The following is a 16,726-nucleotide window of genomic DNA, read 5'->3' on the forward strand; positions in this document are numbered from 1 at the left end:
GGGCTTACCTTGAGATGTCTTCGTTGTAACTCCACCGTTGTCGTGCCGGTTCGACCGGCACCGGCGGATCCTTCCCCCCGGAGTTGCTGCTCAGCGGAGGAACCGACGTGGAGGCTTGGCTGTGGCTAGCAACGAGAACGACCCGGGCGTGGACGCCGCCGCGCAGCAGGCTGCGGCCGAGGCCGCCGGCCTCGCCGAGGAGCAGGGTCTCCTCTTCAGCGACGACGTGTCCCCGCTGCCCAGCGACACGGGCTACCGCGGACCGACCGCGTGCAACGCCGCCGGCATCACCTACCGCCAGCTCGACTACTGGGCCCGCACCGGCCTGGTCGAGCCGAGCGTGCGCGGCGCGGCCGGCTCCGGCTCGCAGCGGCTCTACTCCTTCCGCGACATCCTGATCCTCAAGGTCGTCAAGCGGCTCCTCGACGCGGGCATCTCGCTCCAGCAGATCCGCACCGCCACCGCCCACCTGCGTGAGCGCGGCACCGACGACCTGACCCGCGTGACGCTGATGAGCGACGGGGCCTCGGTCTACGAGTGCACCAGCAACGACGAGGTCATCGACCTGCTCCAGGGCGGCCAGGGCGTCTTCGGCATCGCCATCGGCGGTGTCTGGCGCGAGATCGAGGGCACGCTCGCCGAGCTGCCCAGCGAGCGCACCGCCGACGAGCCGGCCGCACCGGTCGCGGGCGACATGCTCGCCGCACGTCGCGCCGCCCGCCAGACCGGCTGACGCCCTCCCAGCACCGCACCGACCTCCGACGAAGCCGCCCCTCACCGGGCGGCTTCGTCCATTTCTGTTGCGTATCTGGGCACCCCACCTCAGCCCTGACCTGCTGCGCGCCGCCCGGCACGCACACTGGCTGCGTTGTCGTCAGTCGCCATGACTCCGTCATGTCTCCCTCCTCCGCCTTGCCATTGCACGTCCCGAACGACGCTCACGACGGCCAGTGCCTCGGCGGCATGCCCTAAACTGTCACTGCCGACATCCCGTGCGGGAGAGTCGTTGCGGCCGGTCCTCGGGCAGGTCGCAGTGCGCCGAAGGGGCAAATCCTCCCGGAACCTCTCAGGCACCCAGGACCGCACGGGCTGGCACTCTGGAGGCCGTCCGGCCGACAGAGGGGAGGTCATCGAAGTGACCTCAAGGAGTGCCCGTGCCGGACGCCACCCCCTCGCAGGACAGCGCCACGCTGGGAGAGTTCGTCGCCCGCCACATCGGACCTGACGACGCGGCCGTCGCCCACATGCTCGAGGCGATCGGGCACGAGTCGCTCGAGGCCCTGATGTCGGCCGCCGTCCCCGGCGGGATCCGTACGGCTGCCGCGCTCGACCTCCCCGACCCGCTCGACGAGGAGGCCACGGCACGCGCACTCCGGACGCTCGCCTCCCAGAACCGGCCGGCCGAGGCCATGATCGGGCTCGGCTACCACGCGACGATCACCCCGGCGGTCATCCGGCGCAACGTGCTCGAGGACCCGTCCTGGTACACCGCCTACACGCCCTACCAGCCCGAGATCTCCCAGGGCCGGCTCGAGGCGCTCCTCAACTTCCAGACCGTCGTCGCCGACCTCACCGGCCTGCCGACCGCCAACGCGTCGCTGCTCGACGAGGGCACCGCGGCGGCGGAGGCGATGACGCTCGTACGCCGTGCGCAGCGCAACGCCGCCGGTCCGTTCGTCGTGGACGCCGACGCGCTGCCGCAGACCATCGACGTGGTCCGCACCCGCGCCGAGGGGATGGGCATCGAGGTCGTCGTCGCCGACCTGGCGGACGGCCTGCCCGACGGCGACGTCTCCGGAGTCCTCGTGCAGTACCCCGGCGCCTCCGGCGCCGTGCGCGACCCGCGCCCGGTGATCGACGCCGTCCACGAGCGGGGCGGCCTCGCCGTGGTCGCCGCCGACATCCTCGCCCTGACCCTGCTCGAGGCGCCCGGCACCTTCGGCGCCGACGTCGTCGTCGGGTCCTCGCAGCGCTTCGGCGTGCCCCTCTTCTACGGCGGCCCGCACGCGGGCTTCATGTCGGTCTCCTCCGGCCTCGAGCGGCACCTGCCCGGCCGGCTGGTGGGCGTCTCGGTCGACGCGGAGGGACGCCCGGCCTACCGCCTCGCCCTCCAGACGCGCGAGCAGCACATCCGTCGCGACAAGGCCACCTCCAACATCTGCACGGCGCAGGTGCTGCTGGCCGTCGTCGCCTCGATGTACGCCGTCTACCACGGGCCCGACGGCCTGCGCCGGATCGCACAGCGCACCCACGACCACGCCAGCCGGATCGCCGCGTCCCTGAAGGCGGGTGGCCTCGAGGTCGTCAACGACACCTGGTTCGACACCCTCACCGTCTCGGTCCCCGGCCGCGCGGGTGAGGTCGTCGCCGCCGCGCGCACGGTCGGTCTCCACCTGCGGCTCATCGACGAGGACCACGTCGGGCTGTCGACCTCCGAGCGCACCAGCCCCTCCACGGTCGGCGCGGTCCTGCGCGCGTTCGGCGTGGCGACGGGTGACGACGAGGCGGCGTCCAGCCTGCCCGAGGCGCTCGGTCGTACGACGGACTTCCTGACCCACGAGGTCTTCAACTCCCACCGCAGCGAGACCCAGATGCTGCGCTACCTGCACCAGCTCTCCTCGCGCGACTACGCACTCGACCGCGGGATGATCCCGCTCGGCTCGTGCACCATGAAGCTCAACGCGACCACCGAGATGGAGCCTGTGAGCCTGCCGGGGTTCGCCGACCTGCACCCGTTCGCTCCCGCACAGGACGCGACCGGCTACCGCGAGCTCGTCGACGACGTGGAGCGCTGGCTGGCCGAGGTCACCGGCTACGACAAGGTCTCGGTGCAGCCCAACGCCGGCTCGCAGGGCGAGCTGGCCGGGCTGCTCGCGATCCGCGGCTACCACCGCGCCAACGGCGACTCGGACCGCAACGTGTGCCTGATCCCGTCGTCGGCCCACGGCACCAACGCCGCCTCGGCCGTGATGGCCGGGATGAAGGTGGTCGTCGTCAAGGCCTCCGACGACGGCTCGGTCGACCTCGACGACCTGCTCGCCAAGTGCGACCAGCACGCCGAGACCCTCGCGGCGATCATGGTGACCTACCCCTCGACCCACGGTGCCTACGAGGACACGATCACCGACCTCTGCAAGATCGTCCACGACCACGGCGGGCAGGTCTACGTCGACGGCGCCAACCTCAACGCGCTGCTCGGCTACGCGCGCCCGGGTGAGTTCGGCGGCGACGTGTCGCACCTCAACCTGCACAAGACGTTCTGCATCCCGCACGGCGGCGGTGGCCCCGGCGTCGGCCCGGTCGCGGTCCGCGAGCACCTCGCGCCGTACCTGCCCTCGCACGCCGGGCACCCCGAGACCGGGAAGCGCGACGGCATCGGTGCGATCAGCGCCGCGCCCTACGGCTCCGCCGGCATCCTGCCGATCACCTGGGCCTACATGCGGATGATGGGCGGCCCCGGCCTGACCCGCGCGACCGCGGTGGCGGTCCTGTCGGCCAACTACATCGCCCACCGCCTCGGCGAGCACTTCCCGGTGCTCTACCGCGGTCACGGCGACCTCGTCGCCCACGAGTGCATCCTCGACCTGCGGGGGATCTCCAAGGCCAGCGGGGTGAGCGTCGACGACGTCGCCAAGCGGCTCGTCGACTACGGCTTCCACGCACCGACCATGTCGTTCCCGGTCGCCGGCACGCTGATGGTCGAGCCCACCGAGTCCGAGGACCTCGCCGAGATCGACCGCTTCTGCGACGCGATGATCGCCATCCGCGGCGAGATCGCGCGGGTCGAGGCGGGGGAGTGGACCCCGGAGGACTCGCCGCTGCGGCACGCCCCGCACACGGCCCGTGCCCTCGTCGGCGAGTGGGACCGGTCGTACTCCCGCGAGGTCGCGGTGTTCCCCCAGGGCATCGACCCCGACAAGTACTGGCCCGCGGTCGCGCGCATCGACCAGGCGTACGGCGACCGCAACCTGGTGTGCGCCTGCCCGCCGCCGGAGGCGTTCGCGGACTGAGCCGTGGCGGGTCCGGGCCGGGGCTAGGGTCTGGTGCGTGAGCGATCAACGGCAGCGGCTGCTGGACGTCGCGCAGGCCGAGGGACGGCTGACGTCCGTGGTCGGTGCCGTCTTCGACCGCTACGGCGCGGTCTGGGCGGGTGGCGCCGGTGACGCGCCGGGGCTCGACGGGCAGTACCGCATCGGCTCGATCACCAAGTCGATGACCGCCGTGCTGGTCATGCAGGCGCGCGACGAGGGACTGCTCGACCTCGACGACCCGCTGTCGGCCCACCTCGGCGAGATCGGCGGCTACGGCGACGTCACCGTGCGGGACGCCCTCGCGCACTCCTCCGGGATGCAGAGCGAGCCGCGCGGACCGTGGTGGGAGCGGACGCGTGGCGGCGACTTCGCGGCGCTCGTCGCCGCCAACGACGGCTCGGGTCGGGTGGCGGGAGCGGGTGAGTGGTTCCACTACTCCAACCTCGGCTACGGCCTGCTCGGCGAGGTCGTCGCGCGGAGGTTCGGCGGTCGGTGGCGCGACCTGGTCAACGAGCGGCTGTTCCGCCCCCTGGGGATGCGCTCCACGTCCTACCTCCCGCGGCCCGGCGCCCAGGCCGGCTGGAGCGTCGACCACTTCACCGGCATCCGGGTGCACGAGCCGCTGACCGAGACCGGCGCGATGGCGCCCGCCGGCCAGCTCTGGTCGACGCTGGCCGACCTCGTCACCTGGGGCCAGGTGCTCGCCGGCGTCCACCCCCAGGTGATCTCACCGGCGACGCTCGGCGAGATGGGCCGACCGGTGACGCCGACCTACGGCCTGGGGCTGATGCTCGGCGTGCACCCCGGCGGACGGCTCGTCGGCCACGACGGGTCGATGCCGGGCTTCATGGCCTCGCTCCAGGTGGACCCCGACAGCGGCATCGGCGCCGTGGTCCTCACCAACGCCACCACCGGGATCGCGCCCCAGGAGCTGGCCGTCTCGCTGATCGAGGGGGATCCGGACGGCGCCGACGAGCGTCCGGTGACCTGGCGGCCGACGGCGTTCCTGCCGACGGAGGTCGTGGGCGTGCCGGGCGTCTGGTTCTGGGGCAACACGGCCTACGACGTGCGCTGGCACAACGACGGGCTGGAGCTGCGGCTGATGGCACGCGGCGGGCTGCTCAAGGAGCGGTTCGAGCTCGACGACGGCGTGCTGCGCGGGGTCCTGGGCTACCACCGCGGCGAGCGCCTCGACGTCGTACGCCGTCCGGGTGGGTCGATCGGGCACCTCGAGTGCGCGACGTTCGTCTACACGCGCACGCCCTACGACCCCTACGTCGACATCCCGGGTGGGCACCCGCGCTAGGTGGCAGGCTAGGGTCTGCGGACATTCGTCTCGGGGGAGAACTCATGTCTGTCGCACCACTGCGCGCCGCCACGGTCGTGGCCGTCGCGCTCGCCTTCTGCACCACGCTCCTGACCGGGGGCGCCGCCCAGGCCGCGGACCGTCGGCCCGACGGGCTGACCGGCTACGCGTTCGACGCGCGCTGCGCGCCGACGCAGGCCGAGATGGACGCCTGGCTGACCTCGTCGCCGTTCTGGGGCGCGGGCATCTACATCGGCGGGTCCACCGCCGCGTGCCAGCCGACCGCCACCGACCCGGGCCAACCGCACCTCGACGCCACGTGGGTGGCGCAGCAGCGGCGCAACGGGTGGCGGTTGCTGCCGATCTGGGTCGGCCCGCAGGCCGCGTGCTCGTCCTACGCCGACCGCATCGACCCGAACCCGGCGGGCGACTACGCCGCCGCTGACGCGCGTGGGCGCGCCGAGGCCTCAGCGGCGGTGGCCCGGGCCGCGCAGCTCGGGCTCCCGGCGTCCACGACGCTCTGGTACGACCTCGAGGGCGGCTGGGACGTCGCCGACACCGACTGCCGCCGCTCGGCGCTGCGGTTCCTCAGCGGCTGGACCTCCCAGCTCCACGCCCTCGGGCGTCGCTCCGGGGTCTACTCCAGCGTGTCGGCGGGGATCCACGCGCTCGACAACGCCGACAGCCTGTCGCCGGGCTCCTACGAGATGCCCGACCAGGTCTGGTACGCCTGGTTCAACGGCGCCGCAGACGTCGACATCGACTCGCAGTGGGTGCGTGCCGGCAGCTGGCCGGGGGAGCGGATCCACCAGTACGAGGCGCAGACCACCGTCGCCTACGGCGGCGTCCCGCTCACCATCGACCGCAACTTCCTCGACCTCGACGGCGGTTCGCAGGCGCCCCGGAAGACGCTCGCGTGCGGCCGTACACGGGTCGACTTCCCGACCTACCCGCGCCTGAAGGCCGGCAGCCGTGGCGACCGGGTGGCCGCGCTCCAGTGCCTGCTCCGCACCAACGCCCGCTACCGGGGCAAGCTCGACGGTCGCCTCGACCGCGACGTCGTACGCGCCCTGACGGCGTTCCAGCGGCGCCACGACCTGCGCGAGACCGGCAAGCCGGATGCCGCGACCTGGACTGCTCTCTTCGCCCGCGGCTCGTCGCCGCTGATGAAGGTGGGCTCGTCGGGGAAGACGGCACTGCGTCTCCAGCGTGCGCTGAGGGCCGCCGGCGTGCGCTCGGCCACCTCCTCGGGCATCGTCACGGACCGCACCGCGAAGGCCGTGGCGCGCTACCAGCGCCGGGTCGGTCTCGACCCGACCGGCGTGGTCACGACGGAGACCTGGGCAGCGCTCCAGACCGGCACCCGCTGACCTCGCGGAGCACCTGCCTGGGCGTCGCGCCGGGCGCTAGTGTTGCCGCCGTCGGGGGCGATGAGCACCCGCGTGGAACCTTCCGGAGGGAAAACGGCATGGGACTCTTCCAGGCAGTGAGCGGTGCGATCGGCGGCACGCTGGCCGACCAGTGGCTCGACTTCTACACGGTGCCCGACGGGTTGCCCGCCACGGCGGCCGTGTTCCCGGCCGTGCGCCGGGACCAGAACGCCGGTCGCGGTGAGAACGCCGGCGCCTCCGACGGCGTCATCACCAACGGCTCGAAGATCGTCGTGCCCGAGGGCTACGGCCTCGTGCTGATCCAGGACGGCGCGTTCACCGGCTTCGCGGCCCAGCCCGGCGGCTACGTCTGGGACTCCGACGAGACGACCTCGCAGTCGGTCTTCTCCGGCGGCGGGCTCGTGGACTCGCTCATCAAGCAGAGCTGGGAGCGCTTCAAGTTCGGCGGTCGCCCCGGGAGCCAGCAGACCGCGATCTTCGTGGCCCTCAAGGAGCTGCCCAACAACAAGTTCGGCACGCAGTCGGAGATCTACTGGGACGACGCGTTCCTCAACACCCAGGTCGGCGCGATCACCCGCGGCACCTACACGCTCAAGATCACCGACCCGCTGACGTTCATCCGCAACTTCGTGTCGGCGAGCGTGATCAGCGGAAAGGGCGTCTTCGACTTCACCGACATCGACAACCCGGCCGGTGAGCAGCTCTTCAACGAGGTCGTCGGCTCGCTCGCCCCGGCGTTCTCGATGTACACCAACGACCCCGCCAAGGGGAACCGGATCGCCCGCCTCCAGCAGGACTCCGTCGGCTTCGCGCAGTCCCTCTCGGCCGCGGTCGAGGAGAACTACAGGTGGCGCACCGACCGGGGACTGGAGATCGTCAAGACCGCGATCATCTCCATCGAGTACGACGCGAACACCCGCGAGCTGCTCAAGAACGTCCAGCGTGCCGATGCCCTGTCGGGCTCGCGCGGCAACTCGAACCTCCAGGCATCGGTCGCGGCGGGCATCGAGTCGGCCGGTGAGAACGCCGGCCCCGGCGGCCTGATCGGGATGGGCATGGCCACCGGCGGCATGGGCCTCGGCGGCCTCCAGCAGCCCACGGGCCAGCAGCCTCCGGCGGCCGCACCCGCCGCACCGACGGCCCCTGCCGCACCGGCGGCGCCGGCGGAGCCCGCTGCCGAGGACCCGGTCGCGGTGCTCAAGCGGGCCAAGGACATGCTCGACGCCGGCCTCATCACCCAGGAGGACTACGACGCGGCGAAGGCCAAGGCTCTTGGCCTCTGAGCCGTCCTCGGGGTCGCCCTCCGACCCGCCACCGCGCGATCCCGACGCTCCCGTGTTCGACGGGCCGCCGCTGCCCCTCGAGGAGGAGCTGGCGGCGGCGCGCGCCGAGCCCGAGCCCGGCCCCAGCATCGACATGGTCAACGAGTCGTTGGCCGACGGCGTCAACCGCTGCCCGAAGTGCGGGTCGACGGACGTACGCCAGCGCGCGTCCACCGGGCAGCTGATCTGCCTGTTCTGCCGACACGAGTGGGCCGAGTCGCGCGTCGAGGAGGAGTTCGGCCTCGGGGTGGGCATCGACGAGCTCGAGGGCACGGTCATCGCCGGGGGAGCCGACGAGATCTCCTCCGACCAGGACGTCATCACCATGACGTGCACCGGTTGCGGTGCCGACGTCGTCGTGGACACCGCGCACGCGATGAACGCGCGCTGCCACTGGTGCCGGCACACCCTCAACGTCAACCAGCGCACGCCCAACGGCGCGGTGCCCGATGCGGTCCTGCCGTTCCGGCTGACCCACGCCGAGGCGGTCGAGAAGATCCGCGAGTTCGCCTCCAAGCGGCGGCTCTTCGCCCACCCGCGCTTCAAGAAGGAGTTCGTCCCCGAGAACGTCCTCGGCGTCTACCTGCCCTACCTCGTCATCGACGCGCGCGCCGAGGCGTCGTACGTCGGCCGGGGCGAGGTGCAGACCAGGCGCTGGACCGAGAAGCACGGCGACAGCTCGACGACCTACTACGCCGCCGACGTGTACGCCGTCGACCGGCAGGTCGCCTTCACGGTCGACGACCTCACCGTCGAGGGCGCTGCCGACCGTGCGAACTTCGACGGGTCGACCACCAACAACATCGTCAACACGGTCCTGCCGTTCGACACCAAGAACGCCGTGAAGTGGAACTCCAGCTACCTCGTCGGGTTCACCAGCGAGAAGCGCGACCTCGACGTCGAGGAGCTCAAGCCGGTCCTGGAGGACCAGCTGCTGTCCATCGGGCGCTCGCAGGTGGAGGGCTCGCTCGCGCAGTTCGATCGCGGCGTGCGGTGGGAGGCCGAGAAGGTCGACGTGGGCGGCTCGCGGTGGGTCTCGATGTACCTGCCGGTGTGGCTCTACTCCTACTACCAGGAGAACACCAAGATGCTGCACTACATCGCGGTCAACGCCCGCACGGGAGAGACGATGGGCAGCGTCCCCGTCTCGCAGTGGCGCCTGCTCGCCGCCGCCTTCACCGTCGGCACCTTCCTCGAGGGCATCGCCGGCTGGATCCTGGTGGTGAGCGCATGATCACCGAGCTGACGCAGGTCGTGGTGATGGCGAGCGACGGCGTGCCGGCCTGGATCCTCGCCGCCGGCCCGGCCGGGGGAGCGGCGACCTACTGGGCGCTCTACCGCTACTACCGCAACACCGACAAGTCGCACGCCTACGAGCGCGACACGATCATCGCCGCCCAGCCGGTGCAGGGCCACCAGGAGAAGGTCGACCACATCTCCCGGACCCGCGACTCCGACATCGACGGTGACAACTCCAGCAAGCACCGCCAGCGCGTGCAGCGCCTCACCTGACGCCGGTCAGGTGCCGGTCAGACGCCCTGCGAGACGCTCGACATGTTGAAGTCGGGGATCCGCAGGGCGGGCGTGGCCGTGCGGGAGAAGTAGTCGTCGCCCCACTCGCGGCTGAAGCTCGGCACCGAGGTGGTGGCCGCGCTGAACCGGTTGAGGAGGTCGATCGGGCTCTCGTTCCACCGGAAGTTGTTGGCCGCACCGACGATCTCGCCGTCCTCGACGACGTACACGCCGTCACGGGTCAGACCCGTGAGCAGCATGGTCTGCGGGTCGACCTCGCGGATGTACCAGAGGCAGGTCAGCAGCAGCCCGCGCTGGGTGCCGGCGATCATGTCGTCGATCGTGCCCGCGCCGTCGCCGACCTCGAGGACGAGGTTGTCGATCATCGGCGTCACGGGCTGGCCGGTCATCCCGGCCGAGTGGCGGGTCTGGAGGAGACCGGTCAGCAGTCCGTCCTGGATCCAGTCCGTACGCTCGAGCGCCAGGCCGTTGTCGAAGACCGAGTCGGTGTTGTCCGAGGCGCCGGCGATGACGAACGGCGAGCACTCGAGGCCGGCGTAGGCCGGGTCGGAGAACAGGCTGACGCCCGGAGCGGCGACCTTGTCGCCGATCCGCGTGCCGCCGCCGCGACGGCTGTAGACCGACTCGCCCTCGTGGGCGACGCGGGCGCCGGCGCCCCAGTAGGCGTCGATCATCAGGTCGGCGACCGAGGACGGCGGCAGGATCGTGTCGTAGCGGCCGGCCGCCAGGTCGATGCGGCGCTCGGCCCACCCCAGCCGCTGCTTCACCGTCGCGGCCATCGCGGCCGCGTCGACGTCGCGGAAGTCTCGGGTCGCGCCACCGGTCCACGCGCTGCGGGTCAGCGAGGTGTCCTTGCCGGTGCAGGCGTAGTGGCCGGTCGGCTGGACGTGGCGCAGCCGCAGCCCGCGGGACGAGCCGAGGTAGACGGTGGTGACCTCGTGGTTGACGAAGCCGTAGAGCAGGCGGTCCTCGGCCGTCGCCTCGCGGAACGCGTCACCGAGGACCGGCGCGAAGGCGTCGTAGACGCCGATGTCGGTGGTCTCCGGTTCGGTGTCCCAGTCGGGGGAGGTCCGGTCGGCGACCAGCTCGGCGGCGTCCTCGGCGGGCGAGCCCGCCCGCGCCGCCGCGTCGGCGGCCTCGACGAGCGCGGCGACCTGGTCGGTGGTCGAGGCGCTGCCGGAGACCGAGCCGGTGGCGACGCCACCGTCGACCGAGGCGAAGCTGACGACGGTGACCGCGACCTCCGTCATCACGCCGTTGGTCGTGAGGGTGTTGTTGGCCCACCGGAGGTTGGCGCTGGTGGAGTCGCGGACGATCGCGATGCAGTCGTCGGCCGTCGAGCTCGCGAGCGCGTGCTCGACGAGCTGCTGGGGCGTGGTGCGCAGCGTGGTCATCAGTGTCCCGCCTCGTCGATGGTGTTGAGGATGTTGACCCCGCGGAAGAGGGCGCTCGGACACCCGTGGCTGACGGCGGCCACCTGCCCGGGTTGGGCCTTGCCGCAGTTGAACGCGCCGCCCAGCACCCAGGTCCCGGGGCCGCCGACGGCCTCCATCGAGCCCCAGAAGTCGGTCGTGGTGGCCTGGTAGGCGACGTCGCGGAGCATCCCGTCGAGCTTGCCGTCGGTGATCTTGTAGAACCGCTGCCCGGTGAACTGGAAGTTGAACCGCTGCATGTCGATCGACCACGACTTGTCGCCGACGACGAAGATGCCGCGCTCCACCTTGCCGATGAGGTCGTCGGTGGAGAGCTCGTCGGTGCCGGGCATCAGCGACACGTTGGCCATCCGCTGGATCGGGATGTGGCCGGGGGAGTCGGCGTAGGCACAGCCGTTGGAGCGCGCACCGTTGAGCTCGGGCTTGAGGTGCCCCATCGAGCGGTCGAGCTGGTAGCCGACCAGCACGCCGTCGCGGACGATGTCCCACGTCTGGGTCTGCACGCCCTCGTCGTCGTAGCCGACGGTCGCCAGGCCGTGCTCCTGCGTCCGGTCGCCCTGGACGTTCATCACCGGCGAGCCGTACTGCAGCGTGCCGAGCTTGTCGTAGGTCGCGAACGAGGTGCCGGCGTAGTTGGCCTCGTAGCCCAGGGCCCGGTCGAGCTCGGTGGCGTGGCCGATGGACTCGTGGATGGTGAGCCAGAGGTTCGACGGGTCCACGACCAGGTCGTACGCCCCTGCCTCGACGCTGGGCGCCGTGAGCTTCTCGGCGAGGAGCTCGGGCACCTCGGCGATCTCGGCGTCCCAGTCCCAGTGGGAGCCGTCGAGGTACTCCCAGCCGCGGCCGACGGGCGGCGCGATCGACGCCATCGAGTCGAAGACGCCGGTGTCGGAGTCCTCACCGGTGGCCTCGAAACCGGGCTGGAGGCGGACCCGCTGCTGGGTCGTGCGGGTGCCGGCGAGGTCGGCGTAGTACTTGTTCTCCTGCACCTGCTGGAGGAACGCCGTGGCGTGCGCGACGGCGCCGGTGCGCAGCCGCTCGGTCCAGTCGACCAGCACCGCGGCCTTCTCGCGGGTGGGGACCTCGAGCGGGTTGATGTCGTAGCCCGACACCCAGGTGACGTCGGCGTGGACGGGCTCGGCAGCCAGCTCGACCGGGGTCGTGGTCATCGCGGCGGCGACCTTGGCGACCGCGACGGCGGTCTCGGCCACCCGGCGTGCCTCGTCGTCGGTGAGCACGACACCGGACGCGAAGCCCCAGGCGCCGTCGTGCACCACGCGTACGGCGAAGCCGAGGTCCTCGGCGTCGCTGGCGGTCTGGAGGATGCCGTCGCGCGCACCGAGGTACTGGTAGCGGTTGCGCTCGAACCGGAAGTCCGCATGGCTGGCGCCGAGCTCCTGCGCGCGGGCCAGGGCCACGTCGCCGAGCCGACGGTGTGGCAGTTCGCTGAAGGTCGGGTCGAGCCCGGGCGCACTCATGCGCCCGAACCTAGCAACCACTAGCCGAGGCTGAGCGAGGTGTGGCTGCCGTTGCGGCCACGGTGCACCCGGAGCTGGGTGGGGATCCGGGTCTGGAGCTCGGGGACGTGGCTGACCACGCCCACCACCCGACCCCCGTCGCGCAGCGTGTCGAGGGTGTCCATCACGTCCTCGAGCGTCTCGGAGTCGAGCGAGCCGAAGCCCTCGTCGACGAAGAGGGTGTCGAGGTCGGTGCCGCCCGCCTCGTCGGTGATCACGTCGGCCAGCCCGAGCGCGAGGGCCAGGGACACGACGAAGGTCTCACCGCCGGACAGGGTCGCCGGGTCGCGTGGGTCGCCGGTCCAGTCGTCGCGGACCACCAGGCTCAGGCCACCGCGGGTCTCGCCGGCACCGCGCTCCCCGGTGTGGACGAGCGAGTAGCGCTGGCCGCTCATCGTGGCGAGCCGGACGTTGGCGGCATCGACGACCTGGCTGAGCCGGTGGGCCAGGACGTAGGCGGACAGGCGCATCTGGAAGCGGTTGTCGGCGTGCTTGCCCTCGACGAGGGCGGCGAGGTCGGCGACGAGGTCGAAGTCGGCGCGCACCGGCGCCCAGGCGGACAGCGCGGTGTCGAGCTCGTCGGACAGGCCGCGCAGGCGGCGTCCTCGGTCGCGCAGCCGCATGTCGGTCTGGCGGGCCAGGGCCGCGTGCTCCTTGGCCCGGTGGTGCGCCTGGGCGAGCGCCTCGAGGTCGGGCGGGTCGCTGGCCGCGGACAGCACGAGGGACTCGTCGGCCAGGAGGTCGTCGACCCGGGCGGCCTCGCGCTCGTGGCGCTCGATCTGCTGCTGGAGGTCGGCGAGCTCGTCGTCGGCGAGCCACGCCGCCGCCGCCCAGGCGGAGGAGTCGAAGCCGGCGGCGGCCGCGACGCCGTCGGCGGCCTCCTGCGTGCTCGCGGCCGTGGCGCGGGCGCGGGCCAGCTCGGCGGTCTGGGCGAGGCACTCGCGCGCGAGCTGCTCGGCCTCCTGGTGGTGCGCCGTGAGGTCGTCGAGGTCGGCGTCGTCGGGCACGACGGCCCCGACCTGCTCGCGCAACCCGTCGATCTTCGAGGTCAGCACGGCGATCTCGGTGTCGAGGCGGGTGGTGGTGGACGTCAGCTCGTCGCGCTCGCCCGCCAGGGCGTCCTGCTCGGAGGTGAGCGCCTCCACGCGGACCACCCACGCGTCGACGGTCGAGGCCTCGCTGCGGGCACGCTCGAGGTTGCCGAGGGTGGCCTCCTCCTCGACGAGCAGGTGCTCGACGGAGTCGCCGGACTCGGCCAGTGTTGCCGCGCGCTGGGTCTCGAGGCCGCGGACCTGCTGGGCGTGTGCCTCCACCACCGCCTCGAGGTCGTCGACCTCGCGCCTGGCCTCGCGCTCGGTCGCCTCGTCCGGTGCGCCGGGCGCGGGCCTGGCGGGGTGGGGGTGGTCGACCGAGCCGCACACGGGACAGTCGGCACCCACGGCGAGCTTGCCGGCGATCTCCGCGGCCATCCCGTCGAGGCGCTGCTCACGGATCTCGACCAGCGTCTCGCGCGCGAGCAGGCGCGCCTGGGTCGCCTGCGCGAGCTCCTGCGAGGCGCTCGCGAGCTGGGTGGCGAGCGACTCGGCGGTGCGGGCGGCGCGGGTCCGCGAGCGCAGCACCTCGAGGTCGGCGGTGAGGGACTCCGCGAGGGCCTTCGACTCGCGCGCCGCCTGGAGCCGGGGCTCGAGGGCGGCGAGGACCTGGGGGATCTCCTCGGCACGGGTCTGCACCCGCAGGAGCTCGGCGCTCGCCTCGTCGCGCGAGCGGGTCAGCCGACCGAGCTGGCGCTCGAGGTCGGAGGCCTGCCTGCGGAACGGCCGCACCCGCGCGATCTCGGTCAGCGTGCTCGTCGCGGTGCGCTGGTGCTCGGCGATCTCCTGGTCGTCGAGCGAGGTGACCCCGAGCATCTCGGCGAGCCGGTCGCGCGCGGCCCGGCCCAGCTGGTCGAGCTCGCGCACCTCCTTGCGGGCACTGACGGCGAGCTCGTGGAGGGGGCGTACGCCGGCCGCGCGGTGGGCCTGCGCGACGCGGTCCACCCGGGTGTCGTGCTCCGGACCGGCTGCGTCGAGGCCGGCGCGGGCGCGTCGGGCCGCGGCGTAGGTGGAGCGGCGGCCCGCGAGCTCGGTGCCGGCCGCAGAGTCCTCGGAGGCCTTGACCTCCGCCGCCGACGCGGCGTCGACGAGGAGGGTCTGGGCGACGGAGGCGTTGACCGCCGACGTGGTGACCTCGCCGATCCACGCACGCAGGCCCTCGGGGTCCGCCGGCCAGCCGTCGGGAGCCGTGGCGCCCGCGACCTCGCTGACGCGGCTGACGAGGTCGGCGACGACCCCCTCGTGCTGCTGGGACGTGCGGCGCAGCTCGACGCGGCGATCACGCAGCCACCGCTCGATGTCGTCGAAGCGCCCGGTCTGGAAGACCTGCTGGAGCAGCGCGTGCCGGTCCTCCGAGCGGGACCGGAGGAAGGCCTGGAAGCGGCCCTGGGGGAGCATGGCCACCTGGCAGAACTGCGGGAGCGTCATGCCGACCAACCGGGTGACGAGGTGGCCGGTCTCGTCGAGACGCGTGCTGAGCGGCTGCCACTCGGCGTCGTCGCCCTCGCCGTCGCCGGTCCGCCGCTCGGAGATGACCACGCGCGCCTGCTCGGTCGTGGTGCCGGTGCCGCGCTTCTTCGCGCGCGTCCAGGCCGGGGAGCGGTCGATGCGGAAGCGTCGCCCCGACAGCGTCGCCTCGAGCACGACGCGTGGCACGACGTCGTCGGCGGCGTGGTCGGAGCGGAGTCGCTTGGCGACCGCACGGTCGCCCGGGACGTCGCCGTAGAGGGCGAAGCAGACGGCGTCGAGGACGCTGGACTTGCCCGCGCCCGTCGGCCCGCTCAGCAGGAACAGCCCGGCGTCGGAGAGCGCGTCGAAGTCGACGGTGGTGCTCTCGGCGAAGGGTCCGAAGGCCGTGACCTCGAGGGTGTGCAGCCTCATCCGCCCTCACCGTCCGAGGCACCCGACGTGCTCACGAGCACGTCCTGGTCCGGGTCGTGGCAGCAGCCGTCGACCGCCTCCTGCAGCAGGGCCGTCTCGGCCTTGGTGGCCTTGCTGCCGCGGACGTGGCGGACGAAGTCGACGGCGATCGCGTGGTCGCTCGTGCCCGACGCGGGCCGGGCCGGAGCCTTCGGGTCGACGGCGGACGGCGGGAACTGCAGCACGAGCGTGTGGGGGAAGCGCCGCCGCAGCTGCTCCATCGCGCGTGCCGGCCGCGGCACGTCGGTCAGGGTGGCCTGCACCCAGTCGTCCTCGCGGTCGGCGAGGGCCGGGTCCTTGAGCAGCTCGGAGAGCTTGCCGGTGATCCGCGACAGCCGTCGAGGCACGGGAGCGTCGATCCAGCTGGCGCTGCCGAAACCCTTCGCGGTGAGCTCGACGAGCCAGGTGCCCTTGACCTGGTCGGCCTCGGAGAAGGAGTAGGCCAGGGGTGACCCGGAGTAGCGCAGGCCGGGGGAGAGGACGTGCGAGCCGTGGAGGTGGCCGAGGGCGGTGTAGTCGATGCCGGAGAAGACACACGTCGCCACGCGGGACACGCCGCCGACGCTGATGTCGCGCTCGGACTCCGACGGCTCGGCGCCGGCCACGAACGCGTGCGCGAGCACCACGGACCGGGCCTTCGGGCCGCGGGCGGTGAGGTCGGAGCGTACGCGCCGCATCGCCTCCGACAGCGCCGCCTCGTGGCTGCGGTGGCCCAGGCTCCACGGGTCGAGGAGCGCGGACGGGTCGAGGTAGGGGATGGCGTGGATCGCCACGTCGCCGTGCCGGTCCTTGAGCACGACGGGGGTGCCGACGGACGACGCGTCGGTGCGCACGTGGACGCCGGCGTGGTCCATCAGCCGGGCGCCGAAGCCGAGCCGCTGGGCGCTGTCGTGGTTGCCGCTGCTGACCACGACCTTGGCGCGGGAGGCGGCCAGCCGTGCGAAGGTCTCGTCGGCCAGCGCCACCGCGTCGACGTGGGGCAGGGCGCGGTCGTAGACGTCTCCCGAGACGACGACGACGTCGACCTTCTCCGACTCCACGACACCGATCAGGTGGTCGATGAACGCACCCTGGTGGCCCAGGAGGTCCTCGCGGTGGAAGGACCTCCCCAGGTGCCAGTCGGAGGTGTGGAGGATGCGCACGGGGCGACCGTATGACGACGCACCGACAGTCTCGGGCCAC

General features: G+C 72.4%; 11 protein-coding genes and 1 riboswitch. Of the genes, 7 read left to right on the top strand and 4 right to left on the bottom strand.

What is annotated here, in order from left to right; genetic code table 11:
- Window positions 1-148: 148 nt before the first annotated feature.
- The 7 genes from JI751_RS09950 (at window position 149) to JI751_RS09980 (ending at window position 9,562) form a co-directional block, all read left to right on the top strand.
- On the top strand, window positions 149-733 hold the full coding sequence (locus JI751_RS09950; RefSeq protein ID WP_443678522.1) for a MerR family transcriptional regulator: 585 nt from the start codon (window positions 149-151) through the stop codon (window positions 731-733).
- A gap of 252 nt (window positions 734-985) precedes the next feature.
- Window positions 986-1,093, top strand: a riboswitch (glycine riboswitch).
- 55 nt (window positions 1,094-1,148) lie between these two features.
- Window positions 1,149-4,010: an aminomethyl-transferring glycine dehydrogenase gene (gene gcvP / locus JI751_RS09955; protein ID WP_307814065.1), complete on the top strand. Its 2,862-nt coding sequence runs from the start codon at window positions 1,149-1,151 to the stop codon at window positions 4,008-4,010.
- Window positions 4,011-4,047: 37 nt separating this feature from the next.
- A complete protein-coding gene (locus JI751_RS09960; protein ID WP_201935950.1) occupies window positions 4,048-5,337 on the top strand; it encodes a serine hydrolase domain-containing protein in 1,290 nt (429 codons plus the stop codon).
- A gap of 44 nt (window positions 5,338-5,381) precedes the next feature.
- Window positions 5,382-6,707, top strand: coding sequence for a glycoside hydrolase domain-containing protein (locus JI751_RS09965; protein WP_201935952.1), 1,326 nt, complete (start codon window positions 5,382-5,384; stop codon window positions 6,705-6,707).
- A 98-nt stretch (window positions 6,708-6,805) separates the two neighbouring features.
- Entirely contained in the window at window positions 6,806-8,011 is a 1,206-nt protein-coding gene (locus JI751_RS09970) for an SHOCT domain-containing protein (RefSeq protein WP_201935953.1), read from the top strand.
- A 52-nt stretch (window positions 8,012-8,063) separates the two neighbouring features.
- Window positions 8,064-9,284, top strand: a complete 1,221-nt coding sequence (locus tag JI751_RS09975; RefSeq protein ID WP_201935954.1) for a hypothetical protein — start codon at window positions 8,064-8,066, stop codon at window positions 9,282-9,284.
- Window positions 9,281-9,562 carry a hypothetical protein gene (locus JI751_RS09980; RefSeq protein ID WP_201935955.1) on the top strand — a complete coding sequence of 94 codons (282 nt, stop codon included), beginning with the start codon at window positions 9,281-9,283 and terminating at the stop codon, window positions 9,560-9,562. The genes JI751_RS09975 and JI751_RS09980 overlap by 4 nt, the downstream gene beginning before the upstream one ends.
- Window positions 9,563-9,579: 17 nt before the next feature.
- Here JI751_RS09980 and JI751_RS09985 read toward each other — a convergent pair whose 3' ends face one another.
- Genes JI751_RS09985 through JI751_RS21790 form a run of 4 tightly spaced genes read right to left on the bottom strand, consistent with a single transcriptional unit; the run spans window position 9,580 to window position 16,686 of the window.
- Window positions 9,580-10,977, bottom strand: a complete 1,398-nt coding sequence (locus tag JI751_RS09985; protein WP_201935957.1) for a metallopeptidase TldD-related protein — start codon at window positions 10,975-10,977, stop codon at window positions 9,580-9,582.
- Complete coding sequence (locus JI751_RS09990) at window positions 10,977-12,494, bottom strand: TldD/PmbA family protein (RefSeq protein WP_201935958.1); 1,518 nt, start codon at window positions 12,492-12,494, stop codon at window positions 10,977-10,979. The genes JI751_RS09985 and JI751_RS09990 overlap by 1 nt, the downstream gene beginning before the upstream one ends.
- A 20-nt stretch (window positions 12,495-12,514) precedes the next feature.
- Complete coding sequence (locus JI751_RS09995; RefSeq protein WP_201935959.1) at window positions 12,515-15,505, bottom strand: AAA family ATPase; 2,991 nt, start codon at window positions 15,503-15,505, stop codon at window positions 12,515-12,517.
- A complete protein-coding gene (locus JI751_RS21790; RefSeq protein WP_201935961.1) occupies window positions 15,502-16,686 on the bottom strand; it encodes an exonuclease SbcCD subunit D in 1,185 nt (394 codons plus the stop codon). The genes JI751_RS09995 and JI751_RS21790 overlap by 4 nt, the downstream gene beginning before the upstream one ends.
- Between the last annotated feature and the right edge of the window lie 40 nt (window positions 16,687-16,726).

The sequence above is a fragment of the Nocardioides baculatus genome (genome assembly GCF_016735675.1).
Taxonomy (GTDB): Bacteria; Actinomycetota; Actinomycetes; order Propionibacteriales; family Nocardioidaceae; genus Nocardioides; species Nocardioides baculatus.

Bases quoted from the DNA above. Each gene is read 5' to 3' on its own strand.
- JI751_RS09980 (WP_201935955.1), top strand. From the start codon at position 9,281: ATGATCACCGAGCTGACGCAGGTCGTGGTGATGGCGAGCGACGGCGTG.
- JI751_RS09995 (WP_201935959.1), bottom strand. From the start codon at position 15,505: ATGAGGCTGCACACCCTCGAGGTCACGGCCTTCGGACCCTTCGCCGAG.
- JI751_RS09970 (WP_201935953.1), top strand. From the start codon at position 6,806: ATGGGACTCTTCCAGGCAGTGAGCGGTGCGATCGGCGGCACGCTGGCC.
- JI751_RS09965 (WP_201935952.1), top strand. From the start codon at position 5,382: ATGTCTGTCGCACCACTGCGCGCCGCCACGGTCGTGGCCGTCGCGCTC.
- JI751_RS09985 (WP_201935957.1), bottom strand. From the start codon at position 10,977: ATGACCACGCTGCGCACCACGCCCCAGCAGCTCGTCGAGCACGCGCTC.
- JI751_RS09990 (WP_201935958.1), bottom strand. From the start codon at position 12,494: ATGAGTGCGCCCGGGCTCGACCCGACCTTCAGCGAACTGCCACACCGT.